Annotated in this window: 22 protein-coding genes and 2 tRNA genes; 4 read left to right on the forward strand and 20 right to left on the reverse strand. The window is 65.3% G+C overall.

Going from position 1 to position 24999, the window contains the following annotated elements; translation table 11 throughout:
- Window positions 1-41: 41 nt before the first annotated feature.
- From PSEMAI1_RS0114620 to PSEMAI1_RS0114675, 11 genes are all read right to left on the reverse strand, one after another.
- Window positions 42-728 carry a methionine ABC transporter permease gene (locus tag PSEMAI1_RS0114620; RefSeq protein WP_024303599.1) on the reverse strand — a complete coding sequence of 229 codons (687 nt, stop codon included), beginning with the start codon at window positions 726-728 and terminating at the stop codon, window positions 42-44.
- Window positions 728-1465, reverse strand: a complete 738-nt coding sequence (locus PSEMAI1_RS0114625) for a methionine ABC transporter ATP-binding protein (protein WP_024303600.1) — start codon at window positions 1463-1465, stop codon at window positions 728-730. The genes PSEMAI1_RS0114620 and PSEMAI1_RS0114625 overlap by 1 nt, the downstream gene beginning before the upstream one ends.
- Before the next feature lie 266 nt (window positions 1466-1731).
- Window positions 1732-2481, reverse strand: coding sequence for an endonuclease/exonuclease/phosphatase family protein (locus PSEMAI1_RS0114630; protein ID WP_024303601.1), 750 nt, complete (start codon window positions 2479-2481; stop codon window positions 1732-1734).
- A gap of 342 nt (window positions 2482-2823) precedes the next feature.
- Window positions 2824-3237, reverse strand: a complete 414-nt coding sequence (locus PSEMAI1_RS0114635; RefSeq protein WP_024303602.1) for a hypothetical protein — start codon at window positions 3235-3237, stop codon at window positions 2824-2826.
- A gap of 209 nt (window positions 3238-3446) precedes the next feature.
- Entirely contained in the window at window positions 3447-3890 is a 444-nt protein-coding gene (gene nudB / locus PSEMAI1_RS0114640) for a dihydroneopterin triphosphate diphosphatase (protein WP_029770742.1), read from the reverse strand.
- On the reverse strand, window positions 3890-4516 hold the full coding sequence (locus tag PSEMAI1_RS0114645; protein ID WP_024303604.1) for a response regulator transcription factor: 627 nt from the start codon (window positions 4514-4516) through the stop codon (window positions 3890-3892). Before PSEMAI1_RS0114645 ends, nudB begins: the two co-directional genes overlap by 1 nt.
- Window positions 4517-4532: 16 nt before the next feature.
- Complete coding sequence (locus tag PSEMAI1_RS0114650) at window positions 4533-5825, reverse strand: mechanosensitive ion channel family protein (protein ID WP_051460232.1); 1293 nt, start codon at window positions 5823-5825, stop codon at window positions 4533-4535.
- Window positions 5826-5841: 16 nt separating this feature from the next.
- Window positions 5842-6549 (reverse strand): lipoprotein-releasing ABC transporter ATP-binding protein LolD, encoded by a 708-nt coding sequence (gene lolD, locus PSEMAI1_RS0114655; RefSeq protein WP_024303606.1) that lies wholly within the window; start codon window positions 6547-6549, stop codon window positions 5842-5844.
- Window positions 6542-7789 (reverse strand): lipoprotein-releasing ABC transporter permease subunit, encoded by a 1248-nt coding sequence (locus tag PSEMAI1_RS0114660; RefSeq protein WP_024303607.1) that lies wholly within the window; start codon window positions 7787-7789, stop codon window positions 6542-6544. Before PSEMAI1_RS0114660 ends, lolD begins: the two co-directional genes overlap by 8 nt.
- A 144-nt stretch (window positions 7790-7933) precedes the next feature.
- Window positions 7934-8146, reverse strand: coding sequence for a hypothetical protein (locus PSEMAI1_RS0114670; protein ID WP_024303608.1), 213 nt, complete (start codon window positions 8144-8146; stop codon window positions 7934-7936).
- 79 nt (window positions 8147-8225) lie between these two features.
- Window positions 8226-9134 (reverse strand): C40 family peptidase, encoded by a 909-nt coding sequence (locus tag PSEMAI1_RS0114675; RefSeq protein WP_024303609.1) that lies wholly within the window; start codon window positions 9132-9134, stop codon window positions 8226-8228.
- Between the two features lie 61 nt (window positions 9135-9195).
- Here PSEMAI1_RS0114675 and PSEMAI1_RS0114680 point away from each other — a divergent pair, with 61 nt between their 5' ends.
- Together PSEMAI1_RS0114680 and PSEMAI1_RS0114690 are read left to right on the forward strand one after the other, a co-directional pair.
- Window positions 9196-10878 (forward strand): AarF/ABC1/UbiB kinase family protein, encoded by a 1683-nt coding sequence (locus tag PSEMAI1_RS0114680; RefSeq protein ID WP_024303610.1) that lies wholly within the window; start codon window positions 9196-9198, stop codon window positions 10876-10878.
- 161 nt (window positions 10879-11039) lie between these two features.
- Window positions 11040-11387 carry a DUF2325 domain-containing protein gene (locus PSEMAI1_RS0114690; protein WP_024303611.1) on the forward strand — a complete coding sequence of 116 codons (348 nt, stop codon included), beginning with the start codon at window positions 11040-11042 and terminating at the stop codon, window positions 11385-11387.
- 230 nt (window positions 11388-11617) lie between these two features.
- Here the strand turns inward: PSEMAI1_RS0114690 and PSEMAI1_RS0114695 are convergent, their stop codons facing one another.
- From PSEMAI1_RS0114695 to hpnC, 8 genes are all read right to left on the reverse strand, one after another.
- Window positions 11618-11797 (reverse strand): zf-HC2 domain-containing protein, encoded by a 180-nt coding sequence (locus tag PSEMAI1_RS0114695; RefSeq protein WP_024303612.1) that lies wholly within the window; start codon window positions 11795-11797, stop codon window positions 11618-11620.
- Complete coding sequence (locus tag PSEMAI1_RS0114700; protein ID WP_024303613.1) at window positions 11794-12354, reverse strand: sigma-70 family RNA polymerase sigma factor; 561 nt, start codon at window positions 12352-12354, stop codon at window positions 11794-11796. The genes PSEMAI1_RS0114695 and PSEMAI1_RS0114700 overlap by 4 nt, the downstream gene beginning before the upstream one ends.
- A 28-nt stretch (window positions 12355-12382) precedes the next feature.
- A complete protein-coding gene (gene radA / locus PSEMAI1_RS0114705) occupies window positions 12383-13744 on the reverse strand; it encodes a DNA repair protein RadA (RefSeq protein ID WP_024303614.1) in 1362 nt (453 codons plus the stop codon).
- A gap of 17 nt (window positions 13745-13761) precedes the next feature.
- Window positions 13762-14298 (reverse strand): hypothetical protein, encoded by a 537-nt coding sequence (locus tag PSEMAI1_RS0114710; protein WP_024303615.1) that lies wholly within the window; start codon window positions 14296-14298, stop codon window positions 13762-13764.
- Between the two features lie 12 nt (window positions 14299-14310).
- Window positions 14311-15072, reverse strand: coding sequence for an SDR family oxidoreductase (locus PSEMAI1_RS0114715; RefSeq protein ID WP_029770744.1), 762 nt, complete (start codon window positions 15070-15072; stop codon window positions 14311-14313).
- Window positions 15072-16358 (reverse strand): hydroxysqualene dehydroxylase HpnE, encoded by a 1287-nt coding sequence (hpnE, locus tag PSEMAI1_RS0114720; RefSeq protein WP_024303617.1) that lies wholly within the window; start codon window positions 16356-16358, stop codon window positions 15072-15074. Before hpnE ends, PSEMAI1_RS0114715 begins: the two co-directional genes overlap by 1 nt.
- A complete protein-coding gene (gene hpnD, locus PSEMAI1_RS0114725) occupies window positions 16355-17200 on the reverse strand; it encodes a presqualene diphosphate synthase HpnD (protein ID WP_024303618.1) in 846 nt (281 codons plus the stop codon). Before hpnD ends, hpnE begins: the two co-directional genes overlap by 4 nt.
- Window positions 17201-17283: 83 nt before the next feature.
- Window positions 17284-18096: a squalene synthase HpnC gene (gene hpnC / locus PSEMAI1_RS0114730; RefSeq protein ID WP_024303619.1), complete on the reverse strand. Its 813-nt coding sequence runs from the start codon at window positions 18094-18096 to the stop codon at window positions 17284-17286.
- 118 nt (window positions 18097-18214) lie between these two features.
- On the opposite strand from hpnC, the gene PSEMAI1_RS0114735 reads away from it, so the two are divergent.
- Window positions 18215-18290 (forward strand) — tRNA-Ala (locus PSEMAI1_RS0114735).
- Window positions 18291-18308: 18 nt separating this feature from the next.
- Window positions 18309-18384: transfer RNA gene (locus PSEMAI1_RS0114740), tRNA-Glu, on the forward strand.
- A 149-nt stretch (window positions 18385-18533) separates the two neighbouring features.
- Here PSEMAI1_RS0114740 and PSEMAI1_RS20685 read toward each other — a convergent pair.
- Window positions 18534-24815, reverse strand: a complete 6282-nt coding sequence (locus tag PSEMAI1_RS20685) for an EAL domain-containing protein (protein WP_024303620.1) — start codon at window positions 24813-24815, stop codon at window positions 18534-18536.
- Window positions 24816-24999 lie beyond the last annotated feature (184 nt).

Genomic DNA, 24999 nt, shown 5'->3' on the forward strand with positions numbered 1-24999 from the left:
ATGAACTCCTTGTCGCGTTGTATTAGGTAAGGGATGGGGGATTAACGTTTGTCCAGCCGCGCCGCCAGCCGGTTGCCGGCGAACTGGATGATCTGCACGATGAGCACCAGGAGCAGCACCATGGCGATCATCACCTCGGTCTGGAAGCGGTAGTAGCCGTAGCGGATGGCCAGGTCGCCGATGCCGCCGCCGCCCACCACGCCGGCCACTGCCGAGTAGGACAGGAAGCTGATGGTCAGGATGGTGACGCTGGAGATCAGCCCGGAACGGGCCTCGACCAGCAGCACCTTGGCAATGATCTGCAGCGGGCTCGCGCCCATGGCCTCGGCCGCCTCCACCACGCCGCGCGGCACCTCGCGCAGGGTCTGCTCGACCAGGCGGGCGAAGTACGGGATCGCCGCGAACGACAGCGGTACCGCCGCCGCCACCGGGCCGATGGTGGAACCGACCAGCAAGCGCGTCAGCGGCACCAGCGACACCATCAGGATGATGAACGGGAACGAGCGCACCAGGTTGACCAGCCAGCCCAGCACCGCGTTGACGATGCGGTGGGCGAAAATCTGCCCCGGCTGGCTCAGGTAGAGCAGGAAGCCCAACGGGCCGCCGAACAAAAAGGCGGCAGCCAGGCCGATGGCCAGCATCAGCGCGGTTTCCTTGCACGCCTGCCAGATTTCCGGCCCCATCATGCTCAGGTTGGCGAGGGCGTCGGCAAAAGTGAGTGCTTCCATCACGCGGCCTCCAACAGGGAGCGAGCCAGTTCGGACTGCGCCTCGGTCCGGCCATCGACGATGTCCAGCACCTCCACCACCCGGCCGTCCTCGAGCACGGCGGCACGGTGGCAGATCGAACGCACCACGTTCATCTCGTGCGTCACCACCACCACGGTGACGCCGAAGCGGCGATTAATGTCCTGCAGGCAGTCGAGAATGCTCTGGGTGGTCTTGGGGTCGAGCGCCGAGGTGGCCTCGTCGGCCAGGATCACCTTGGGATTGGGCGCCAGCGCCCGGGCGATGCCGACGCGCTGCTTCTGGCCGCCGGACAGCTGCGCCGGATGGTGACCGGCGCGGTCGGTCAGGCCCACCACCTCCAGGCACTCGGCGACACGGCGCTCGATGTCGCCCTTGGACCAACCGGCGATTTCCAGCGGAAAAGCGACGTTGCCCGCCACGGTGCGGTTGGCGAGCAGGTTGAACTGCTGGAATACCATGCCGATGTTCTGGCGGGCGCGGCGCAGCTCGCGCGCGGACAAGCTGGTGAGGTCCTGGGTATCGACGATGACGCTGCCCGCGTCCGGGCGCTCCAGCAGGTTGATCAGGCGCATCAGGGTGGACTTGCCGGCTCCGGAGTAGCCGATCAGGCCGAAGATCTCGCCGGCGCCGACCGACAGCGAGGTCGGCGCCACCGCCTCGAACCAGCCGCCGTCGGGACGGCGGTAGCGTTTGCACACGTTCTGCAGATGAATCATGGAAGCTCCAAAGACAAAGCCCGCCGTGGACACGGCGGGCTTTGCACATGGAAATCTTCGGATTCGAAAATCGTTACAGCCTGATGGGCTGTCCACGCTTTAGCTATTTTACGCCCGCAAGCTGTGTTCAAATCGGCGATAATTTTCTGTATTGAACATGCTTTTTCCTTTGCGGTCAAGCACAATCGCACCGATCTTCACTAGCGGACATCCCCTCTTCCAGTCAAAGCCACGGCAGAAATTCGAGAAGCCAGGAATTCATCGCTTCAGGCCGGCAGCAGCGAGGCCGACAGCGGCAGATGATCCGACAACTCGCTCCACGGCGCGCCGTGATGCGCCACCGCGCTGACCGGGCGCAGGCCGCGCACGTAGATGCGGTCGAGCGTCAGGAACGGCAAGCGGGAGGGAAAACTGCGGGCATGCTGACCATAGAGGTTCTGGAACACTTCGTGCAGCCCGTTCTCGGCCAGCAGGCGGTCGGTCGCCTCGCCCTGCCAGTCGTTGAAGTCGCCGGCCAGGATCAGCGGATAGTGATGCGGGACGTTGTCGCGGATGTAGCGCGCCAGCGTGGCGTACTGCTTGCGTCGGTCACCTGCGCGCAGATTGAGGTGGGCGCACAGCGCGATGACCGGCGTGCTCCAGCCGGGCGGCTCCAGCACGCAATGCAGCACGCCACGGCTCTCGAAGCGGTTGACCGAGATATCGAGGTTGCACCAGGAGCGGATCGGGAAGCGGGTCAGCACCGCGTTGCCGTGATGGCCGTGGCCGTAGCTGGCGTTGAGGCCGTAGGCGGCCTTGCGCCCGAGCTGGCGCGCCAGGTACTGGTGCTGCGGGATGCGCGGCCATTCCTGATGGCTCAGGGTGCGCAGCAGGTTCTTGCCCTGCACTTCCTGCAGGAACATCACGTCGGAAGCCAGCGAGCCCAGCGCCTTGGCCATGTCCTCCACCTTGACATGCCGATTGAGTATCGACATCCCCTTGTGGATGTTGTAGGTGGCAACCTTCAGCGGTTCCATGTAGTTATCGGCGATTAACGAAATTTTTCGATGAAAATGACGGAACTTGGACACCCTTCCGATCATTGAGGATCAACGGCTTGCAACGCCAGGCGCGCACCACGTTGATATGTCATTTATAGCCTTTTCATGAGCCCTGATATCGCCTCTGCGCCAAAAACTTCCGCCGGTGCCGGGACGCGACCGTAGCACCGCCCCCTCGTTGAACGACAGCGCGGCCGCGGTTCCATTTGCTACCGTAGGCGCCGGCGACGGTGTGCTGCGGCATGAAAGACACAGCCCCGCTCTGGGCGGGGCTGTGTCCGTGATCTGCGCGCCAACGGCGCGGAGGGCTCGAACGGCTTACTTCTTGGCCGTCACCTTGGAGGAACGAGGGGCCTTCGCCTCCTTGGGCCCGGCCGCTTCCTTCACTTCGGCCACGGCGGCCGCTGCCGCCACGGCCACCGGTTCGGTCACGCTCACGGCCGGGGCCTCGGCCACGACAGCCTCGGCGGGCACCTCGACCTTGGCCTCGGGAGCCGTTTCGATCAGCAGCCGTTCGAGCAGCTTGCTACGGGCGGAAATGCGCCGGTCGAAACGCCAATCGTTCATCAGTTGGATCGCCGCCTCGAAGTAGCGCATATCGATCTCGTACAGGGCCTTCAGGTCGAACGATTGCCCCAGTTCCAGTGCGGCCGCCAAGTCCTTCAGCACCTGCACTTGTTCCGGGTTCTCGCCCGATTCGATGTACTTCCTGATTTTCTTGGCAGCGTTCATCGTCAATCCTTGCTCTTTAAGAGGGAAAATTACATGTCATTAGATTTTAACATGGCCTTAGCCGGGACAATTTTAAGGATTTCTTACAACTTTCCGGACAGGGCGGTCCTTGCGTCTCCCGCTGGAAATCCATTAAAGCAAACCGCAGAGACGGCCGCTACCGAGGGAGATACATGGGGGCAGTTCAGCCCAGCAAGGATGACGGAAGATCACGGCTGCAGCCGCAGCGGCAAGAGGCGCAGCGCTTCGGCGTTGGAGGGGGAAAAGACCTTGTCGGCGGCCTCCGCCCAGGGCAGCCACTGGTAGCGGCTATGCTCGTCCGGCGCCAGCGTGACCGGCAGCGGCGCGGGCAGCAGCAAGCCGAACACGTGCTCTTCGTTCTCGGTCACGCCGGGTGGGTAGCGATGACGCCAGTGCGGGTAGATCTCGTAACGGTTGGTGATGTGCCAGTCGCTCAGCTGATAGGCATCGGCGTCGAGCCCGGTTTCCTCGCGCACCTCGCGCCGCGCCGTGTCGATCAGCGCCTCCTGCCCTTCGCGGCTGCCGGTCACCGACTGCCAGAAGCCGGCCCGGTCGGCGCGTTCGATCAGCAGCGCCTGGCCGTCGGCGGTATGGATCACCACCAGCACCGATACCGGTTGCTTGTTGCCCATCAGCCCTTGCTCCCGGCATCGGGCTTGTCGAGCGCCGCCATCAGCCCGGCCAGCTCGACGGCGGACTTGACGCCCATCTTGTCGAACACCCGGGCGCGGTGGACTTCCACCGTCTTCATGCTGATGGCCAGCTCGTCGGCGATCTGCTTGTTGAGCTTGCCCACCAGGATCAGCTGCATCACCTCGCGCTCGCGCTCGGTCAGCAAGCCGAGCGACTGGTGGAGCCGGCTCAGCCGGGCAAAGCGGTCGCGCTCCTGCTGGTCGCGCTGCAGCGCCTGGTCGACCATGGCCAAGAGGCGGCCATCGTCGAACGGCTTCTCCATGAAATCGATGGCACCGAGCTTGAGCGCCGCCACCGCGTGCGGCACGTCGCCGTGCGCGGTCAGCATGATCACCGGCGGGCAGTAAGGGTGTTCGGCCAAGCGTTCGAGCAGCACGATGCCACTGATGCCCGACAAGCGCAAATCGACGATCAGGGCATTGAAGGCCGCCGGACCGGGGCCGGCCAGGAACGCCTCGGCGCTGTCGAAGCCGGTGGTGTGGAACCCCTGCCCGTCGAACAGCCAGATCAGCGAGGTCCGTACCGCCTCGTCGTCGTCTATCACGGCAAGCTGTTTTTCCGACATGCTCTCCCTCTCGTGGTCAGGCAGCGTCCCCACCGGCTGGGGCCAGGATGCGCACCTCGCGCTGCGGGAACGGAATGTTGATGCCATGTTGCTTGAAAGCGCGCCAGATGGCCAGATTGATCTCTGACTTGAGGTTGAGGAAGCCATTTTCCGGATCGGCCACCCAGAAGCCCAGCTCCAGGTTGATGCCGCTGTCGGCGAAGGCCGTCACGAACGAGGCCGGTGCCGGATCGCTCAGCACACGCGGGTGGATTGCCGCCTCACGCACCAGCTGCAAGGCCAGCTCCAGGTTGCTGTCGTAGCCCACCTGCACCGTCACGCTGGTCCAGATGCTCTTGTCCGAGTAGGACTGGTTGACCACGGTATTGGCGATCAGCGTGTCGTTCGGCACCAGCGCTTCCGAGCCGTCGGCGGTTTTCAGCACCACGTAGCGCGAGGTGATCTTGGTGACGTAGCCGGTGCGGTTGTCGATCATCAGCCGGTCGCCGATGCGGATCGAACGGTCGAGCAGGATGATGAAGCCGGACACGTAGTTGCTGGCGATCTTCTGCAGGCCGAAGCCGAGGCCGACGCCGAGCGCGCCGCCGAACACCGACAGCACGGTCAGGTCGATGCCGATGATCGGCAGCGCCACCATCACCCCGGCCACCAGCAGCACGGTCCGCGTCAGCTTGGTGAACACGATGCGCAGGCTCAGGTCGATGTCGGCCAGCTTCATCACGCGCGATTCAATGATCCGGCTCACCCACAGCGAGCCCACCAGGATGATGGCCACCCACAGCAAGCCGGTCAGGATCATGTACAGGTTGACCTCGACCTTGCCGACGTGGAAACGGATCGACTCCAGCCACTCCACCGCCAGGGTATCGACGCCGATCGCCCAGCTGACGAAGCCGAGCCAGAACAGCGTGGCGAGGAAGTGCTCGGTGGTGCGCTCGAAGCGCCCCTTCGGCAAGGCCTGGCGCACCATGGCGGTGGCGACGCGGATCAGGCCGAGCCAGAACAGCATGGCGCTGGCGATGGGTAGCAGCTGCGGCGCCTCACCCAGGATCAGGCGCCACAGCACGCCGCTCACGATCACCAGCAACTGCGCTGCCAGCGGCAGCACCAGGCGGAAGCCCGCGTAAGGCAGGAAGCGTTCGTAACGCTCCGGATGCTCGGCGAACAGCCGGCGGAACACCCGCTTCGCCACATACAGGCCGATCATGAACGCGGCCAGCGCCAAGGCCAGCTCCAGCCAACCGGAAGGCGTCTCCAGCGCCAGCATGAGTTTATCCAGGGTGAGCAGTTTGTCGCCGTCGACCAGCATGCAGAGAACTCCCTCCTTAATGGGTTGCGGTAAGAATCGGTTGCGGCGTGTCGGCAGACAGCACGCCGTCGGTCAGGCGCAAGACACGCCCGGTACGGTTCGCCAGACGGTCGTCGTGAGTGACGATCACCAGGCTGGTGCCGAGGCTCGCGTTCAGTTCCAGCATCAGCTCGAACACCGCGTCGGCGTTGCCTCGGTCGAGGTTGCCGGTCGGCTCGTCGGCCAGCACGCAGGCCGGCTTCGTCACCAGCGCGCGGGCGATGGCGGCGCGCTGGCGCTCGCCGCCGGACAGCTCACCCGGCTTGTGCGCGAGACGGCGCGCCAGGCCGACGCGGCCCAACATCTCGGCCGCCTGCTGCTCCGCCTCGGCACGCCTCATGCGCCGGATCAGCAGCGGCATCATGACGTTCTCCAGCGCGGTGAACTCCGGCAGCAGGTGATGGAACTGGTAGACGAAACCGAGCGAGCGGTTGCGCAGCTCACCGCGCTGGCGCTCGTTCAGCTTCGAGAGCGACTGGCCCATCACCTCGATCTCGCCCGAAGTCGGGGTATCGAGCCCGCCCAGGAGGTGCAGCAGCGTGCTCTTGCCGGAGCCGGAGGCGCCGACGATGGCCAGCCGCTCGCCCTTCTCGACCTCGAGCGACACGCCGGACAGCACCTCGACATTCAGCCCGCCCTCGTCGTACACCTTGGACAGGTCATGGCAACGCAATACCTTACTCATAGCGCAGCGCCTCCGCCGGTTGGGTGCGCGCGGCGCGCCAGCTCGGGTAGAGCGTGGCCAAGAGGGCCAGCAGCAGCGAGATCACGGTGATGGTGGAGACGTCGCCCCACTGCACGTCGGACGGCAGGTAATCGATCATGTAGACCTCGCTCGACAAAATCTTGGTACCGATCAGGCGCTCGATCAGCGGCACGATCACGTCCAGGTTCAGCGCCACCAGCACGCCGCCGGCCACGCCGCAGAAGGTGCCCAGCACGCCGGACACCGCCCCCTGGATCACGAAGATCTTCATGATGCTGGCCGGCGCCGCCCCCAGCGTGCGCAGGATGGCGATGTCGGCCTGCTTGTCGGTCACCACCATCACCAGCGACGACACCAGGTTGAACGCGGCCACGGCGACGATCAGCGTCAGGATGATGGTCATCATGCGCTTCTCGATCTGCACCGCGCGGAAGTAGTTGGCGTTCATGTCGGTCCAGTCGGAAGTGAACGCGTTGGCCGACAGCTTGTTGCGCAGTTCGGCCTTGACCAGCGGTGCGGCGAACAGGTCGTCCAGCTTCAGCCGCACCCCGCTCACCTTGTCGCCCATGCGGAACAGCACCTGGGCGTCCCTGAGGTGGATCATCGCCAGCGACGAGTCGTACTCGAACATGTCGACCTTGAACAGGCCGACCACGGTGAACTGCTTGAGACGCGGCAGCATGCCAGCCGGGGTGACGTTGCCCTCCGGAGTGATCACGGTAACCTTGTCGCCGGTGACGACGTTGAGCTGGCGCGCGAGCTCGACGCCCAGCAGGATGCCGAACTCGCCCGGCTTGAGCGAGGCGAGCGTGCCGCTCACCATGTGTTTGCCGACGTCGACCACGCGGTCCTCGCTGACCGGGTCGATGCCGCGGACGAGGGTGCCGCGCACGTTGCCGCCGGCCGACATCAGGCCCTGGGCGTTGACGAAGGGCGCGGTGGCGATGACGTGCGGCTCCTTGGCGGCAAGCCTGGCCACCGCCGGCCAGTCGGACAGCTTGCCCTCGTAGGTGCTGATCTCGACGTGCGAGGCGACGCCGAGAATGCGGCTGCGGATTTCCTTCTGGAAACCGTTCATCACCGACAGCACGATGATCAGCGCGGCCACGCCGAGCGCGATGCCGACCACCGACACCAGCGAGATGAAGGAAATGAAACCGTTGCGGCGCTTGGCGCGCAGGTAGCGGAAGCCGATCAGGGCTTCAAAAGGAAGGGCCATGCCATGTTTTCCTGGAGCGAGGAGGGGGTGAGCAAAATCGTTGCGGACAACTCGACGCCGGTTCGAGCCGCGCAACCGTACGACAAGCACGGCAGCATCGCAGAGCCGGGATAGCGCCGCACAGCGGAGGTACTCACTCGCTGCTCAGCCCTGGTAGGGGTTGTCGAGGTTCTGCATCAGCGCCACCAGGAACGCGCGCACCTGGCGCTCGTCGCACCCCATCAGGATGGCGTCTTCGAAGGCATCCTGCGCCATTTGCGCCAGTTCTTCGAGGTTCTCGTTCATCACCTTGATCTTTTCGACGCAGGCCACGACGTTGCCCTCCGGATCGAGCCACACCGGTTGTTGCAGTTTCATAGGACGTTCCGTTTGTTTTTCAAAAACACGATGCCCGCCAGGGCGGGCATCGACAGTCGAGCGGGAGTCAGTCACCGCATCAGGAGTGCCGGGACGACGCCTCTTTTTTCTTGCGCGCCTCCTTGCCGGACCGGCCTGCATCGGACGACTTGCTGCGGGAGGGTTTCGTCTCCTCGGCCTTCTTGCTGCGGGAAGACTTGCCTGCCTTGGACGACACCGCCTTGTCGCCATTGCTCCGCCGCCCTTTGGCTTCCGCCACCTCTTCCTGCTTGCAGCGTCGCCCCTTGCGGCAGGCAACCTTGGCTTTCGGCTCCTCGGCAGCGGTAATCTCCTGCTTGCAGCGCCGACCCTTGCGGCACACGACCTTGGCAGCGGGCTCCTTGCCCTCCACCGCCTTGACGCTGTTTTTCGCCAGCAGCTTTGGCGTCGGTTCGCTGTCGTCGCGCACGACACCCGCCGCCGAGCCGCGGCTCACGCGCCGGGCGCCGTTGTAGCGCGCCGTCCAGTAACTCTGGTTCATGTTGGACACCTCGACCGACTTGCCGGTGCGAGGGGAATGGATGAACTTGCCGCCCCCCATGTAGATGCCGACATGGGAATACTGGAAGCCGCGGGTGTTGAAAAAGACCAGATCGCCCGGCGCCAGTTCACTTTTTTCTACCGGGCGCCCCGCATTGGCCATTTCCGCCGCGGTACGCGGCAGATTCACCCGCAATGACTTTTTGAATACATACTGAATGAAACCGCTGCAATCCAGCCCTGCCGACGGCGTGCTGCCGCCAAAGCGATAGGCCACACCAAGCAGGCTCATGGCCTGCAGCAACAAGTCGCCGACGGCCTCTTCGCCCGGCGCGGCGAATTTGCCGATCGGGTCTTCCTGAGTTTCGGCGGCGGGGTGATTTTCCGGGGGGGCTTTGTCTGGCGCGGCATAAGCCAATACCATAAAGGTAGCCAGCACCCAAGCCAACAGGTGCAGATGCAATTTCATAGGCCGCACTCTATCGGACGAGGCGTGGAGTGTAAAGCCAACCCAAAATGCGGGATGCCCGATGCTGAAAGAAACCCTGATCGCCATGCGCGACCTGCCGCGCCTGAAGGAAATCACCGGAATCCTGTTCCGTCACGGCCTCGGCCAGTTCGCCCAACGCCTCAAGCTGCCGCGTGCCCTGGCCAAGGCCGGCGCCTGGCTGAATCTGCCGCTGCCGGAGGGGGACGAGGGGCTACCGCCGCCGGTCCGAGTGCGCCTGGCTTTCGAAGAACTCGGCCCGACCTTCATCAAGCTGGGGCAGATCTTGTCCACCCGCGTCGACGTCTTTCCGCCGGAATGGATCGCCGAGTTCGAGAAGCTGCAAAGCCACGTGCCGCCGCTGCACCCGGAACAGGTGCCGCAACTGGTCAAGCACGCACTGGGCAGTTCCATCGAGGAACTGTTCGACGAATTCGAGATGCAGCCGATCGGTTCGGCCTCGATCGCCCAAGTGCACCGTGCCACGCTCAAGGACGGTACCGTGGTGGCGGTCAAGCTGCGCCGCCCCGGCATCGTGCCCAAGGTGCAGGCCGACCTGCGCATCCTCGAGCACATCGCCGGGCTGATCGAGCTGGAGTTTCCCGACGCCCGGCGCTACCAGCCGACCGGAATCGTCAACGAGTTCGCCCGTTCGCTGAACCGCGAGATGAACCTGGCGGTGGAGGCGCGCAATATGGAACGCTTCGGGCGCGATTTCGCCGACGACCCGTTCGTGCATGTGCCCGGCGTGTATTGGGACTACACCAACCCGGCCGTCAACGTGCAGGACTTCATCGACGGCCATGCCGCCACCCGGGTCGACATGCTCAGGGAGGCCGGCCTCGACCCGACCACGCTGGCCGACCGCGGTGCCGACGCGGTGCTGCGCATGATCCTGATCAACGGCTTCTTCCACGCCGACCCGCACCCCGGCAACGTGATCTTCCAGCCCGACAACTGCATCGCCTTCATCGATTTCGGCATGGTCGGCCGCATCAGCCATACGCGCCGCGACGAGATCGTCGACCTGTTGGCGGCGCTCTCGGAACGCGACGAGCGAGCGATGATCGACGTGCTGATCGAGTGGACCGGCACCACCCCGGTGGACGAAGACAAGTTCGCCGACGACATCAGCGAGTTCATGTTCCAGTACGAGCACATTCCGCTGAAGGATCTCAACATCAGCCAGCTGATCATCGACATCATGTCGCTGATCCGCGACCACGGCATCGTGCTGCCGCCGGACATGGCCATGCTGTTCAAGGCGCTGATCACGCTGGAAGGGCTGGGGCGCCAGCTCAACCCGGATTTCCAGCTGGTGGAACACCTGACGCCGTTCGTGCGCGAGCTGATCCTCAACCGTTACACACCCCAGACCCTGCTCAAGCGCGGCAAGCAGACGCTGGTCGAAGCCGCGAGCATCATCGGCGACCTGCCGCGCGACCTGATCCGGCTCGGCAAAGACATCCGCCACGGCAAGTTCCGCATCAACTTCGACCTGCAGCGGCTGGATAGCTTCGGCCGCCAGATCGACCGCACCGCCAACCGGCTGACGATGGGCATCGTCACCGGCTGCCTGATCATCGGCTCGTCCATCGTGATGACCGTCGACGCCGGACCCAAGCTGTTCGGCCTGCCCTTCTTCGGCTTCATGGGTTTCATGGTGGCCTTCTTCAACAGCCTGTGGCTGATCTGGTCGATCTGGCGTGCCGGCAAGGAGTGGTGAGGCGGTCGCCCGCGCCGGGGCCATGCCCGGTCGGTCAGGCCTCTTGATACCACCGTTGTAGCCATGAGACAGATGCAGCCTGGAGGGACTCTGCCGTGTTGACCATGCCAATGATAATCATTATCATTTTCAACATCACAACAAGATCACGAGGAAACCCCATGAACGCCATGCTGGTCGGAGCCGATACCCTGGGCAACATCCCCACCGTGCTGGAGAGCTTCGGCATCTCCATCCATCGCCACCTGAGCGGCCGCAACAGCTCGCATCAGCGCAAGCTCGACCGCCTGCCCGCCGGCACCGACATGCTGATCCTGTTCACCGACTTCCTCGGCCACAACGTGATGCGCCACTTCCGCGAGCTGGCCTCGGAACAAAACGTGCGCTTCATCGCCTGCCGCCGCTCGGTGTGCGCGCTGAAGCAGTCGCTCACCGGCGTCGGCCTTTGCGAGCAAAGCGCCTGCGCCAGCTGTCCCAATGCCGCCAAGCGCGGCAAGGGCAAGCACTGAAGCCGAGGGGCGCGACAAAAACCATCGAGGCCGGAGAATTCCGGCCTCGCTCATTATGCCCAATCGGCAGGCAACCGGCTTAGAGCCGCTAACAAAACCCAGTGCAACGGTCTTAGCTAGGCGCGCAGCCGAAGACAGTACAAGTCGTACGGCAAGTGCTTGCTGAGCGAATCTCTGCGAGAGATTCGCACGCGAACGCAACAACGCCAAGAGGGTTTTGTTAGCGGCTCTTATTCCCCGCGCCCGGCCTTGCGCGCCGCTTGCTGCATCAACTGCAACTGGCGCGAGAACTCGGTGCAGTTGCCGCAAAGGAACAGGTGGATGCGCAGCCGCAGGTACTCGGTCTTGCTCAGCGGCCGGTCGAGCGCGTCGGAAATCAGCCGGCTGGCCTGTTTGCAGTTGATCCTCATGTGGCACCTCCTCCCAGCCAGCGGATTTCCAAGCACTCGCGCAGGCTCATGCGCGCCCGGTACAACAGCACCGAACAGTTGGTCGCGGTAATGCCGAGGTTATTACAGATGTCGGCGATCTCCATGCCGATCACCTCGCGCATGACGAAGGCCATCGCGGTGCGGCGCGGCATCACCTGCGAGCAGCGCTCGAACACCTCCCAGAACTGCTTGGCGACCAGTTCCTGCTCCGGTCCGCTCCATTCGCGGATGGCCTGCCGCCAGTGGCCGCTGGCGTCGAACAGCGCGTCGATGTCGCTATCGTCCAGCGTGTCCTCGAACGACTCGACGGCGACCTCGCGCGACTGGCGGCGCAGCGCGTCGATCAGCTTGAAGCGCAGGATCGAGGTGAGCCAGGTGCGCGGCGTCGACTTGCCGGCGAACGATTCGCGCGACTCCAGCGCCGCCAGCAGCGTCTCCTGGACCACCTCGTCGGCGGCCTGGCGGTCGCGCAGCTGCGCCAACGCGTAGCGCAGCAGGTAGGGCCGTTCCGCCTCGATCAGCTCGGGGGTGATCATCGGGCTCCCACCCTTTCTTGTTGGCTTGTCATGCCTTGCAGTAGTCGATGGCGTCGGCCAGGCGGTCGACCGCGACGATCTCCAGCCCCTCGATCGGCTGGCGCGGACGGTTGGCGGTGGGCACGATGGCGCGGGTGAAGCCGAGCTTGGCGGCTTCCTTGAGCCGCTCCTGGCCGCGCGACACCGGGCGCACCTCGCCGGCCAGGCCGACCTCGCCGAACACCACCAGCTTTTCCGGCAGCGGGCGGTTACGCAACGACGACACGATGGCGAGGATCACCGCCAGGTCGGCCGCCGGCTCGGCGATCTTGACCCCACCCACGGCGTTGAGGAACACGTCCTGGTCGAAGCAGGCCACGGTGGCGTGGCGATGGGCCACCGCCAGCAGCATGGCGAGCCGGTTCTGTTCCAGCCCGACGGTGAGCCGCTTGGGCTGGAAGCCGTGGGCGTCGTCCACCAGCGCCTGCACCTCGACCAGCAGCGGGCGGGTGCCCTCCTGCGTCACCAGCACGCAGGAGCCGGCCACGTCGTCGCGGTACGAGGACAAAAAGATCGCCGACGGGTTGGACACGCCCTTCAGGCCCTTGTCGGTCATGGCGAACACGCCCAGCTCGTTGACCGCGCCGAAGCGGTTCTTGATGGCGCGGATCATGCGGTGGCTGGAGTGCGACTCGCCCTCGAAATACAGCACGGTGTCGACCATGTGCTCCAGCACGCGCGGGCCGGCCAGCGAGCCTTCCTTGGTGACGTGGCCGACCAGCAGGATGGTGGTGCCGGTCTGCTTGGCCATGCGCGTCAGCTGGGCGGCGCACTCGCGCACCTGCGACACCGAGCCCGGTGCCGAGGTGACCTGCTCGGTGTACAGCGTCTGGATCGAGTCGATCACCGCGACCTCGGGCGCCTCCTGCTTCAGCGTGGCGAGGATGGCCTCGAGACGGATCTCGGCCAGGAAACGCACGCGCGCCGGGTCGACCGCCAGCCGCGAGGCGCGCAGCGCGATCTGCTGCGGCGATTCCTCGCCGGAGACGTACAGCACCTTGCGCCGGACGCCGACTTCGGACAGCGCCTGCAACAGCAGCGTGGACTTGCCGATGCCGGGGTCGCCGCCGATCAGGATCACCGCGCCGCGCACCAGGCCGCCGCCCAGCACGCGGTCGAGTTCGCCGATGCCGGACGGTTCGCGCGGCACTTCCACCGCCTCGACCTCGGACAGCATCTGCACCTGGCTGGTGGTGTCGGCCCAGGCCTGGAAGCGCGGATTGGCCGAGGCCGGCGCCTGGACGGTTTCGACCAGGGTGTTCCAGCTCTGGCAGTGCGGACACTGCCCCTGCCACTTGGGCGACTGCCCGCCGCATTCGGTACAACTGTAAACGGTCTTGATTTTGGCCATGCACGTGACGCCGGCGCTCAGCCGGCGGGAGAGGAGGCGGCGCTGCCGCTCTTCTTGTTGAGTTGCTGGATGACGTCGAGCAGTTGCTTTTCCTCCTCGGACGGGCCTTTCCCTGCCGCCGGCGCGGGCGGCAGGCCGCCGCGCTTGATGGCCGCCAGCACCGCCGCCACCTGCGGATCGTTGCGCATCGCCCGGTCCGCCTCGGCCGGGGTGAGCTGGGCGTGGGGCTTGCTCTCCGGCTGGGCGGCAGCGGCGCTGGCCTCGGGCTTGTGGGCGCCGTTGGCGGCCACTGGCGGAGCCACCGGGTCGGGCGGCGGCGCGATGGTTTCCAGCTTCTGCTTGACCATGTACTCGTGCATTTCCCGCCAGCCCGCGTAAATCTGCGCCTTGTCGGCGTCGGGATTGCGCAGGTAGCACTCCTCCAGCGAGCGGCCGCTCTGGCGGCAGGCCGCGCCGACCGCCTTGTTGGCGTCCTTGGACAGACCGGACACGTTGCTGAGCCAGTTGCAGCCGGCCAGCGTCAGCAGCAGGGGGACGACGAGCAGGGAACGCATGGGACTCCTTCCTTAGGAGGCGAGTTGCGGGCGCAGGTCCAGTTCGATGACCTGCCCGCTTTGCCCCTGGCTGGCCTCGCTGATCCAGTACAGGAAGTGCGGCAGCAGGGCGGCGATCTCGGCGCGCTCGGTCTTGGCCTCGCCCGGGTGGGTGCGGTTGCGCTGTGGCGCGTTGACCGGGCCGGGAATCAGCAGGTTGACGCGCAGGTTGGGGTAGACGTCCCACTCGCTGGCGGCCACCGCGGTCAGGTAATGCAGACCGGCCTTGGAAGCGCCGAAACCGCCCCAGTAGGCCCCCGGCTTGACGCCGTGGCTTTCGCCGACGAACAGCACCGCGGCATCCGGGGCGGCGGTCAACAGCGGCAGGCAGGCACGGGTCAGCGCAAACGGGGCCACGGTATTGATGCGGTACTGGTTCATCCACTCGTCCACCGACTGGTTGGAGAGCGGCGACAGCGCGTAGAAATGCGAGGCACAGTGGACGATGCCGTCGAGTCGGCCGGTAGTCTGCTTGATCTGAAAGGCCAGGTTGTTGAACTGATCGTCGGTGGCGGTCAACAGGTCGAGCGGAATGGCCACCGGCTCGGGCGCTCCCAAGGCCACAATCTCGTCGTACACGGCTTCCAGGCGCTTCACGCTGCGCGCCAGCAGCACCACGGTGGCGCCGTAGCGGGCGTAATGCAGCGCCACCTCGCGGCCTATCCCCTGAGTGGCGCCGGTCACCAGGATCACCCGGCCGGCCAGACTTGCGTTGTTCGGTTCAGTTGTCATCATCAGTTTTTCTGTTTCATCCAATCCTGCTTGAACACGTGCGCGGCGTTGACCCCGCTCTGCACGGCGGCTTCCAGCGTGGCCGGATAGGGCGAATCCACCCAGTCGCCGGCCAGATAGCCGCATTGTACGCCGATGCGCGTCCCGGGGCGCGCCAGTCCGGCCACGGCGGCAAAGGTAGCGCGCCTCTCCACCAGCACGCGCGACCACAGCGGCTCGGGCAATGTCGGCTGCAGCCGCCGCAGGTCGTCCAGCACCCGCGCCACCAACTGAGCCGGCGGCAACGCCAGGATGGCCTCGTCCGGCGCGCTGATCACCGCCGCCACCAGGCCGCGCTCGCCGCTCAGCGCCTCGCGGTCGAACAGCCAGTCGGCGGTGCCGCCGGCGAAGCCGGTCATCACGCGCGGCAGGCGCAGCGATTGGCCGAAGCGCAGGTATACCGTGCATATCGGCCGGTAGCGCAAAAGCTGAAGCCGCTGCCTCAGCGCCGCGTCGTCCAGCAGCGCGCCGGCATGGTGCGGCGCCACCGCCACGATGGCGGCGTCGAAGCGCTCGCCATCCACCCACGCCGCGCCGTCGGCAAACGCCACGTCCCGCACCCGGCAGCCCGCCCGCAGTTGTGCGCCCTGCCCGGCCAGCCAGTGCCAGGCCGGCTGCGGGAACAGCGCCGACAGGTCGTGCCGCGGCAGCAGCAGGTCGCTGTCGGCACGGGCCGCGCCGAGGCTGTCCTTCAGCACGTTGGCCAGGATCTGCATCGAGGCGTCGGCCAACGGCGTGTTCAGGGCCGATAGCACCAGCGGACGCCAGAAGCCGCCCACCAGCGCCGTACTTTGATCGTGTACCGCCAGCCAGTCGGCCACCGTGCAGTCTTCGGCCAGTCGCCAGCCCTGCCGTTTGAGGGTTTCCAACGCCCGGCTCAGGCGCCACTTGTCGCGCCAGCCGATGCCGCGCGCCGCGAGCAGCCCCCACGCCACGTGCAGCGGCGCCGGCAGCGGCGGGCAGTGCAGGCGCAGGCCGCCGTGCCGGTGCCAGTTCATCGGCTGGCGTAGCAGCACCGCGTCGGGATCGACGCCGACCCGCGCCATCAGCCGCAGGCACTCGCGGTAGGCGCCGATCAGGATGTGCTGGCCGTTGTCGAGCGCCAGTTCGGCCTCGCGCACCCGCCGCGCCCGGCCACCGGGTTCGCGCCCGGCCTCGAACAGCGTCAGCTCGGCAAAGCCGGCGAGTTCGACGGCGGCGGCGAGCCCGGCCCAGCCGGCGCCGATGACGGCAACACGCGGGCGGCTCACGGCTGGTAGCCGAACACCCAGGTTTTCCACGCCAGCCACAGCTTGCGGATCGGGGTCAGCGACAGGCGCTGGTTCAGCACCTTCTGCGGGCCGTCGAGCTTGATTTCGGCCAGGGTGGCGCGGTAGATCGCCGCCATCAGCAGGCCGGGGCGCTGCGCCTTGACGTCGCTCTTGGGCAACTGTTCCCAGGCCTGGCGGTAATACTGCTCGGCGCGCTCGATCTGGAAATCCATCAACTGGCGGAACGCCTCGGTTTCCCGGTAGTTCTGGATGTCCGACGCCGGCACGTTGAAGCGACGCAGTTCTTCCACCGGCAGGTAGATACGGCCGCGCCGGGCGTCCTCGCCGACGTCGCGGATGATGTTGGTGAGCTGGAACGCCACGCCCAGCTCGTGTGCGTACTGCAGCGTGTGGCTGTCGGTGTAGCCGAAAATCCGGGCCGACAACTGCCCCACCACGCCGGCGGCGCGATGGCAGTACAGCAGGAGGTCGGCGAAGCGGTCGTAGCGGGCGTAGTCGAGATCCATCTCCATGCCGTCGATGATCTCTGCCAGCAGCTTCTGCGGCAGCTCGTAGGCCGCCACGTGCGGCAGCAGGGCCTGCGTCACCGGGTGCTGGGGCTCGCCGGCGTAGAGCCGGGTCAGTTCGGCGCGCCACCAGGCCAGCTTGCTGCGCGCCACGCCCTCGTCGTGGCATTCGTCGACCACGTCGTCCACTTCGCGGCAGAAGGCGTACAGCGCGGTGATCGCGCGCCGCCGCGCCTCCGGCAGGAAGCGGAAGCTGTAGTAGAAGCTGGAGCCGCTGGCCGCGGCCTTGTCTTGGCAGTATTGGTCGGGCGTCACGCGCCTCTCCTGAAAAAGGTTGCTCAGTCGTGTTCAGGGCAAGAGTCTATCCCAGTTGGCGAACGAGCCGGGGCAGATAGACTCTAGTTGGCCCGGATGGCGCGCCACAGCATATAGGCCCAGTCGCGCCGGGTCAGCACCGGACGCTGCCGGAACACGTCGCCGCCCGAGGCGTGCAGCTTCTGCAAGATGCGCTCGCCGCCCATGACGATCAGGCGCAGCTCCAGCCCGATACGCCCCTTGAGCTTCTTGCCCAGCGGCGCACCAGCCTGCAGCATCTTGCGCGCGCGCTCGATCTGCTTGAGCATCAGCGGCGTCCACCGCCCTCCCGTGTCCCCGGCGGCGATCTGCGCCTCGCTCACCCGGAAACGCCGCAGATCCTCCTGCGGCAGGTAGACGCGGTCCTTGCGCCAGTCGATCGCCACGTCCTGCAGGAAATTGATCAGCTGCAGCGCGGTGCAGATGCCGTCGGACATCGCCAGGCTGCGGGGATCAGTTTCCCCGTACAACGCCAGCATCAGCCGCCCCACCGGGTTGGCCGAGCGCCGGCAATAGTCCACCACTTCGGCAAAGCTTTCGTAGCGCCCCTTGACCACGTCCTGGCTGAAGGCCGACAGCAGGTCGTAGAACGGCGGCAACGGCAGGCCATGCACGCGGATGGCCTCGGCCAAGGCGCGCATCAGCGGCATCGAAGGCTCTCCGCCGTCGCGGATCACGTCCAGTTCGGCGCGCAGCGCCGCCAGTTCGTCCAGCCGCTCTTGCGGCGCACGCTCCCCTTCGTCGGCCACGTCGTCGGCGTAGCGGGCGAAGCGGTAGATGGCGTGCACCGCGCGGCGCAAGCGCCGCGGCAGCAGAATCGACCCGACCGGAAAGTTTTCGTAGTGATCGACCGACATGGCACCCCTGCGACGAATGCGAAACGGCGAATTATAGCGCTACGGCTATTTTTTCGTCGGCCCTCTTTACAGCCTCGCACCGCCTTCTTATAATCCGCCGCACTTGAACGCATGTGTCGGGGCTATAGCTCAGCTGGGAGAGCGCTTGCATGGCATGCAAGAGGTCAGCGGTTCGATCCCGCTTAGCTCCACCACCCTCGCGTTCCGGCTAGGTCCCCATCGTCTAGAGGCCTAGGACATCGCCCTTTCACGGCGGTAACCGGGGTTCGAATCCCCGTGGGGACGCCACTTGAAGCCCGTCGTCGTAGCGCGATGTGCGGCATCCGAATAGCTGAAAGCGCCTGAAACGGTCAGAACGACTTCAGGCGCTTTTTGTTTCTCCAGCGGCGGATCAGTTCCCCCACAAGGGCGGCCTCCGCTTTTCCCCACGCCGAACCTTACCCGCTCTCGACAGACACCCCCGCCTCCGGCAGCCGCATCGGTCCGGCCCGCAGCAATTGGGCGCAGGCGTCGGCAGGTAATGCCGGGCTGAAGTAATGCCCCTGGATCTGATCGCAATCGTGCGATTTTAGCAGCGCCACCTGCTCTGCCGTCTCGGCCATTTCGGCGATCACCTTCAGCCCCAGCCGGTGCGCCATCACGGTAATGGCGTCGACGATCGCCAGATTGCGCACATCGCTGGTGATTTCCCGGACGAACGAACCGTCGAGCTTCAGCTTGTCCACGGGGAAACTCTTCAAATAGTACATATTGGAATACGCGATGCCGAAATCGTCGATCGACAAACCGATGCCCAGCTCTTTCAGGCGGTGCATCAACCGGATGTTCTTTTCCGGATCGCTCATCGACGCGCTCTCGGTCAGTTCCAGTTCCAGGCAGTGCGGGTCGAGCCCGGAGTCCGCCAGCGATTGCGCCACCATCTTCTCCAGTCCCAGCCCCTGCAACTGCACCACGGACAGGTTGACCGACATCGGGATGGGCGGCAGCCCGGCTTCCTGCCAGGCTTTGCCCTGCCAGCAGGCCTGACGGATGACCCACTCGCCGATCGGTTCGATCAGGCGGGTTTCCTCGGCCAGCGGGATGAAACGGGATGGCAGGATCAATCCCTGTTCGGGATGCTCCCAGCGCAACAGGGCCTCCACCCCGACCACCGCGCCCGTCTGCAGATCGATCTGCGGCTGGTAGTGCAGAACGAGCTGCTGGCGGTCGATGGCGTGACGCAGCTCGGCCTCCATCTTCACCTTTTCGCTGATCCGCTGGCTCAGCTCCTGGCGGTAGGGCTGGGCGTTGTTGCGTCCCCGCTCCTTGGCATGGAACATCGCCATGTCGGCGAAGCGCAGCAGTTCGGTCGCGCTCTTGCCGTCGGTCGGGTAAACGCTATACCCCATGCTGCAGGTAATGGTGAGAGAGCGGCCGGCCAGCAGCAGCGGTTCGGTAAGGCACGCCGCCACCCGCTCAACGATGTGCGACACGCTCGCCGCATCGCCGAGTTTCTGCAACAGGAGGATGAATTCGTCGCCGCCGATGCGCGCGATCATATCCGACTCACGCAGGCAGGCCGACATGCGCTGCGCCACGATTTTCAGCAGCTCGTCGCCGACATCGTGGCCGAAGCTGTCGTTGATCCACTTGAAACGGTCCAGGTCGATGAAGCACACCGCGCACTGTTCGCCATGACGCTTTGCATACGCGATGGCTTGCGACAGCCGCTCCAGCAGGACATTCCGGTTGGGCAGGCTGGTCAAGGCATCGTGGGTGGCCTGGTGGTGCAGCTGGGCTTCGAGCCGCTTGCGCTCGGAGATGTCCTGCAGCATGCCCTCGTAGTACTGCACCGCGCCGCTGGCATCGCGGATCGCATGGGCGCTGAGCGAGAGTTCGACTTCGGAGGCATCGGTGCGGCGGCCGCGGAATTCGAAATTGCGTATGGCATCCTGGCGACGGATCAGCCTCAGCAGCTCCTCCATCGACTCGGTCTGGACGAAGTGCCCGCTCAGCCTTTCGCGGCAATGCCGGATCAGTTCGTCCGGGGAGTCATAGCCGAGTATCCTGGCCATCGAAGGGTTCGCCATCAGCAGCTGCCCGTCGCCGCGGGTACGGAAAATCCCCTCGGTGGCGTTGTCGAAGATGTCACGGTACTTGGCTTCGGCCACCCTGAGCTCTTCTTCCGCCCGCGTATGCTCGGCAATCTCGGTGCTCAGACTGGCATAGAGCAAGGCATTCTGAAGCGAGATCGCCACCTGCGAGGACAGCATCCCCAACAGTTCGACGCGGTCGGGAGAAAACACGCCGGGCGCCTGGCCGTTCTCCAGGTACAGGACCCCGATCAAGTCCCCCTGATGCAGAATGGGCTGGCACAGGACCGACTTGAGCCGCCTCTCCAGGACATACGGATCACGGGTAAACATGCCTTCCGTGGCCGCATCGCGCAGCACCACGCTCTGCTGGGTCCGGACGACGTATTGGACGATCTGCGCCGCTACCTCGGTCGAGGCCTCGACCGCGCAGGCCGTATCGAGAAACAGCATTGCCTGGACCTCGGAGACGGAGATGGACGCCGCCACCAGCCAACAGCCATTCCGCCGCAAGATCAGACTGCCGCGCTGCGCGCCGGCGTTCTCTATCACCACCCGCAGGAGGCGGTCCAGCAGCTTCTCGAGGACGATCTCCCCGGAAATGGCCTGGGACGCCTTCAAGACGGCGGCCAGGTCGAGCTGACTGCCGGGATTATAGCCGGTCAGCTTGACATATTGGCTGTAGCGCAAGGCGCCGACGCTTTCCGTCCATGGCCCTTCTGTCGTGATGTGCGTCGCCTCGGGGGCATAGGACAGTTCGGCAATCAGCTGCGGGTAGGCCTGCTGCAACGCCGCCTCCTTGCGTTTCACCCCCCAGGCCCGGTAGCCGAGGCGAGCCCGGTTCAGGTAGCGCACGGCAAAGTCCGGCTTGCCGCGCCCCAGCCAGAACCTGGCGGCCAGTTCGTTGGCCAACGCCTCGTACTGCATGAAACCCTGGGAACCGGCAGCCTCGATGGCCTGATCGTAGAACTCCATGGCCTCGACCGGCCGCCCGGCAAGACGGGCCATCTCGGCGGCCACCAGCAGATGCTTGTGCAGGAAGTTGGCCGGCGCATGCTCGGCCCACACCAGCATCTGGCGCTGATTGGCTTCCAGCTGCGCCCACAGTGCCGGCGGGTCGTCCGCCTGACCGGACAAAGCCGCCAGGATCAGCGAATGGTAGAAATTGTGCTCGGCCTGCGTCAGCCCCCCTTTGACGTAGCCGAGCAGCTCCCCGGCCTGCTCGATGCACGGCAGGGCCGCCGCGGGCTCGCCCAACAGGTAAAGCGTGAAGGCCTTGACCGTCTGATAGAAGCAGATCGCGGCCATGCTGCCATTCTCACGGCACTGCGCAAGGTAAGCCGCCTCATCCAGCTCGTCGCTGTCGAACGACACCACGTCGGACGGCTCCCCGGCCAGCACGGCGACGATCTGACGGGCGCCCAGCAGGTTGTCGGTCGACAGATGATGTTTGACCTTGCGCGTGAACGCCAGGTACCCGTCCAGTTCGGGAGCGAGCTGAACGAGGTTCTCCCCATGATGGAACTGCCGGAGCGTCCGTCCGTAGAACAGGAGGTAGCCGACGAACTGGAACTCGCCCGACTCCATGCCGGCTCGCTGGCCTTCCTCGTCGAAATGCTCGCTCTCGCCGAGCGGGCGGATCCAGTGGTTGAGAAACATGCTGAGAATCAGGCTGGCCTTGCACTTCAGGCTTTGATCGCCGTATTTCTCGGCCAGGCGCAGACCCAGCATGCCGAACTCGTAACCGCTCCGGTAACGCCCCAGGTTGGCCGCCAGGGTATTGCCGAAGCTGGCGTAGCCCTTGGCCGACTCCGGCACGTTGCCGTAACGGATCGACAGCGAGGTCATCCTGGCCAGCACCCAGCAATACAGCTGATAGCGATTGGCGAAATAGACCGTGGTGTGCACCGTCATCAGCACCTTCATCGCCACCTGGATGGTGGGCTCCTGCATCGCCGGCAGGTCGAGCAACGACTCGACCGGCCGCCCCTGCAAGCCCTGCTCGATGTCGGCCAGCTCCCGCTCGAGGGCACCGGCCAGGTCGTCCTCCGCGGGAAACCCCATGCCCAACAGCTGCAGCGCCTTGGCCGCGGCCATGATCGCGTCCTCGTTCTTGCCCAGCATGGTGCGCTGGGTCACGAGCTGCGCGTACACCCCGGCCCGGTCCAGCAATTGCGCCTGCTCCCACACCTCGTTGATCAGCCACTCGGCCCGCTCATAGTTGCCGTTCAGGTACTCGGCCTCGGCGCTCTCCTTGTGCAACGCCAGGGTCAGCGCATAGTGACGCTCCCAATCGCCGCTGAAAACGCTCATGGCGAGCTGCAGATAGCTCCGGGCGGCGTCGTAGGCCGCCGAGAGCCGCGCCTTGCGCGCCGCTTCCAGGTTGAGCCGGGCCAGTTCGATCCTCTCCTCGGACGAGGTGATCAGCGCCCTTCCCAGATTCAGGTGATCGACCAGCTCGAACAACTTCTGGGCCAGTTCCATCTCGCCGGCGCTGGCCAGCAGCAAGCGTCCGATCTTGAGGTGCAGGACGGGCCGCAGTTCCTCCTCGATCAGGGCGTAGGCGGCCTGCTGGACCCGGTCGTGCAGAAACCGGCAATGAAAATGGATCAGCGGCGCATCGGCCCGCCCAGCCTCCAGCAGCTCCAGGCTCGAGGCCGGCAGCACCATGCCCTCCGCAATCGCCGGGAACAGCTGCTGATACGTCGGCAGCACCGCCTGCTCCGAGATGATCGCCAGCGAGGGGAGATCGAAGTGGTCCCCCAGGCAGGCGGCCAGGCGCAGCACCTCGATGGTCGGCACCGGCAGCTTCCTGAGCTTGCCGATCATCAGGTCGACGACGTTGTCGGTGAAGTTGGCCTCGGCGATGCGCTCCATGTCCCACTGCCAGCATGGTCGACTGCTCTCGCCATCGCCGACACCGAAACGGATCAGTCCTTCCTGGTACAGCATGGTGAGGAACTGGCCGAGGAAGAAGGGATTGCCGCCGGTCTTGCCCTGTACCAGACGGGCGAGCGGCAGCACGCTCGCCTCATCGCGATACAGCGTGTCGGCGACGAGCCGCGTGGTGTGGGCCAGCGTCATCGGCGACAACATGATGTGGCGGATCGGGGCTCCCTGCCGGCCCAGGCTGTTGAGCGCCAGCGCCAGCGGATGGCCTGAGCCGACCTCATTGTCGCGATAGGCGCCGATCAGCAGCAGATAACGCGCGCCCTCGTCGCCCAGCAGCGCCTCCAGCAGACTGAGGGTCGCCGCGTCGGCCCACTGCAGGTCGTCCAGAAAGATCACCAGCGGATGCTCCTCCCGATAGAACACCCGGATGAACGCCTGGAACACCAGGTTGAACCGGTTGCGCGCCTCACGGGGCGGCAGCTCCGGCACGGCGGGCTGGGGACCGAGAATCAGGCCGGCCTCGGGTATCACGTCGACAATGAGCTGGCCGTTGCGCCCCAGCGCCGCCGCCAGCTCGGCCCGCCAGTGCTGGAGCCGGGCCTCGTTCTCGGTCAGCAGTTGCCTGACCAGTTCCTGACAGGCGTTCACCAGGGCGCTGTAAGGAATGTTGCGCTGGAACTGGTCGAACTTGCCGCTGATCAGGTAACCACGCGACTTGGTCAGCGGCTTGAACAGCTCCCGCACCAGGCAGGTCTTGCCGATGCCCGAATAGCCGCCGACCAGCACCAGTTGCCGCGCCCCCTTGCTGACGCCCTCGAACGCCTCCAGCAGCAGGGCGACCTCCTGCTCGCGGCCGTATAGCTTTTGCGGCAGCTGGAAATGGCTGGGAACATCCTGCCGCGCCAACGGAAACGACTCGATCCGGCCATGGCGGCGCCATTCGTCGAGGCAGGTTTCCAGATCGGCCTTGATCCCCCAGGCGCTCTGGTAGCGCTCCTCCGCGGTCTTGGCCAGCAGCTTGGCCACGATGGCCGACAGCGCCGGGGGAATCCGCGCATCGAGCTCATGCATCGGTACGGGAGCCTGGGTCAGGTGGCGGTGGACCAGCTCAAGGGGGTCACTGCCGGTAAAGGGCGGCTCGCCGGTGAAGAGTTCGTACAGCGTCGCCCCGAAGGAATAGAAGTCGCTGCGGAAATCGACCGCCCGATTCATGCGCCCGGTCTGCTCCGGGGAGAGATAGGCCAGGGTACCCTCCAATACCTCCGGATTGCGCAACGACGGGTTTTCCCGCGACAGCACCGAGGAGATGCCGAAATCGATGATCTTGAGCTCGCCGGTCTCGGGGTTGACGACGATGTTGAACGGCGAAATGTCCTTGTGGATGATATGCGCCGCATGGATTTCGGCCAGGCCTTCGGCGATGGCGATGGCCAGTTCCAGACGCTCATTCAATGGCAGGTCGCGGGACGCCATCAGCTGCTGCAACGAGATTCCGCCGATGTCCTCGAGCACAATGAGCGGCGTATTCCGCAGGTACTCGAGCTGGTACGAATGGATCACCTGCTTCAGGTCGAGGCGGTGGGTGATCTCATACTCCCGCTTGTAGCGAGTGATTTCCGCCGGATGGGGAAAATCCTCCTTCAGGATTTTCAAGATGACGGGACTGCCATCCTCTTCCCGGCGGGCACGATAGACGAGGGTGCTCGGGCTGTCATACAGCTTTTCGTGAATCCTGAGGCCAGGAATGGCAAGCATGAACCCCCCTTATGGGCGATTGACGCACTAAGCCGGGCGACAGCAACCGGAACCTCCCCAAACGCCCCTTAGCCGGTTCTTGTCAGCACAACTTGCGGCACAAACGATGACGAAGTCATTCTATGGCTTTTGACAATTTGCTGCCAACTGCACCCACACCATCCCTTGGCAAACCTGGGCAAGC

The organism is Pseudogulbenkiania sp. MAI-1, assembly GCF_000527175.1.
GTDB lineage: Bacteria > Pseudomonadota > Gammaproteobacteria > Burkholderiales > Chromobacteriaceae > Pseudogulbenkiania.

Coding starts and splice junctions, on each gene's coding strand:
- PSEMAI1_RS0114620 (WP_024303599.1), bottom strand. CDS start 728: ATGGAAGCACTCACTTTTGCCGACGCCCTCGCCAACCTGAGCATGATG.
- PSEMAI1_RS0114625 (WP_024303600.1), bottom strand. CDS start 1,465: ATGATTCATCTGCAGAACGTGTGCAAACGCTACCGCCGTCCCGACGGC.
- PSEMAI1_RS0114630 (WP_024303601.1), bottom strand. CDS start 2,481: ATGGAACCGCTGAAGGTTGCCACCTACAACATCCACAAGGGGATGTCG.
- PSEMAI1_RS0114635 (WP_024303602.1), bottom strand. CDS start 3,237: ATGAACGCTGCCAAGAAAATCAGGAAGTACATCGAATCGGGCGAGAAC.
- nudB (WP_029770742.1), bottom strand. CDS start 3,890: ATGGGCAACAAGCAACCGGTATCGGTGCTGGTGGTGATCCATACCGCC.
- PSEMAI1_RS0114645 (WP_024303604.1), bottom strand. CDS start 4,516: ATGTCGGAAAAACAGCTTGCCGTGATAGACGACGACGAGGCGGTACGG.
- PSEMAI1_RS0114650 (WP_051460232.1), bottom strand. CDS start 5,825: ATGCTGGTCGACGGCGACAAACTGCTCACCCTGGATAAACTCATGCTG.
- lolD (WP_024303606.1), bottom strand. CDS start 6,549: ATGAGTAAGGTATTGCGTTGCCATGACCTGTCCAAGGTGTACGACGAG.
- PSEMAI1_RS0114660 (WP_024303607.1), bottom strand. CDS start 7,789: ATGGCCCTTCCTTTTGAAGCCCTGATCGGCTTCCGCTACCTGCGCGCC.
- PSEMAI1_RS0114670 (WP_024303608.1), bottom strand. CDS start 8,146: ATGAAACTGCAACAACCGGTGTGGCTCGATCCGGAGGGCAACGTCGTG.
- PSEMAI1_RS0114675 (WP_024303609.1), bottom strand. CDS start 9,134: ATGAAATTGCATCTGCACCTGTTGGCTTGGGTGCTGGCTACCTTTATG.
- PSEMAI1_RS0114680 (WP_024303610.1), top strand. CDS start 9,196: ATGCTGAAAGAAACCCTGATCGCCATGCGCGACCTGCCGCGCCTGAAG.
- PSEMAI1_RS0114690 (WP_024303611.1), top strand. CDS start 11,040: ATGAACGCCATGCTGGTCGGAGCCGATACCCTGGGCAACATCCCCACC.
- PSEMAI1_RS0114695 (WP_024303612.1), bottom strand. CDS start 11,797: ATGAGGATCAACTGCAAACAGGCCAGCCGGCTGATTTCCGACGCGCTC.
- PSEMAI1_RS0114700 (WP_024303613.1), bottom strand. CDS start 12,354: ATGATCACCCCCGAGCTGATCGAGGCGGAACGGCCCTACCTGCTGCGC.
- radA (WP_024303614.1), bottom strand. CDS start 13,744: ATGGCCAAAATCAAGACCGTTTACAGTTGTACCGAATGCGGCGGGCAG.
- PSEMAI1_RS0114710 (WP_024303615.1), bottom strand. CDS start 14,298: ATGCGTTCCCTGCTCGTCGTCCCCCTGCTGCTGACGCTGGCCGGCTGC.
- PSEMAI1_RS0114715 (WP_029770744.1), bottom strand. CDS start 15,072: ATGATGACAACTGAACCGAACAACGCAAGTCTGGCCGGCCGGGTGATC.
- hpnC (WP_024303619.1), bottom strand. CDS start 18,096: ATGTCGGTCGATCACTACGAAAACTTTCCGGTCGGGTCGATTCTGCTG.
- PSEMAI1_RS20685 (WP_024303620.1), bottom strand. CDS start 24,815: ATGCTTGCCATTCCTGGCCTCAGGATTCACGAAAAGCTGTATGACAGC.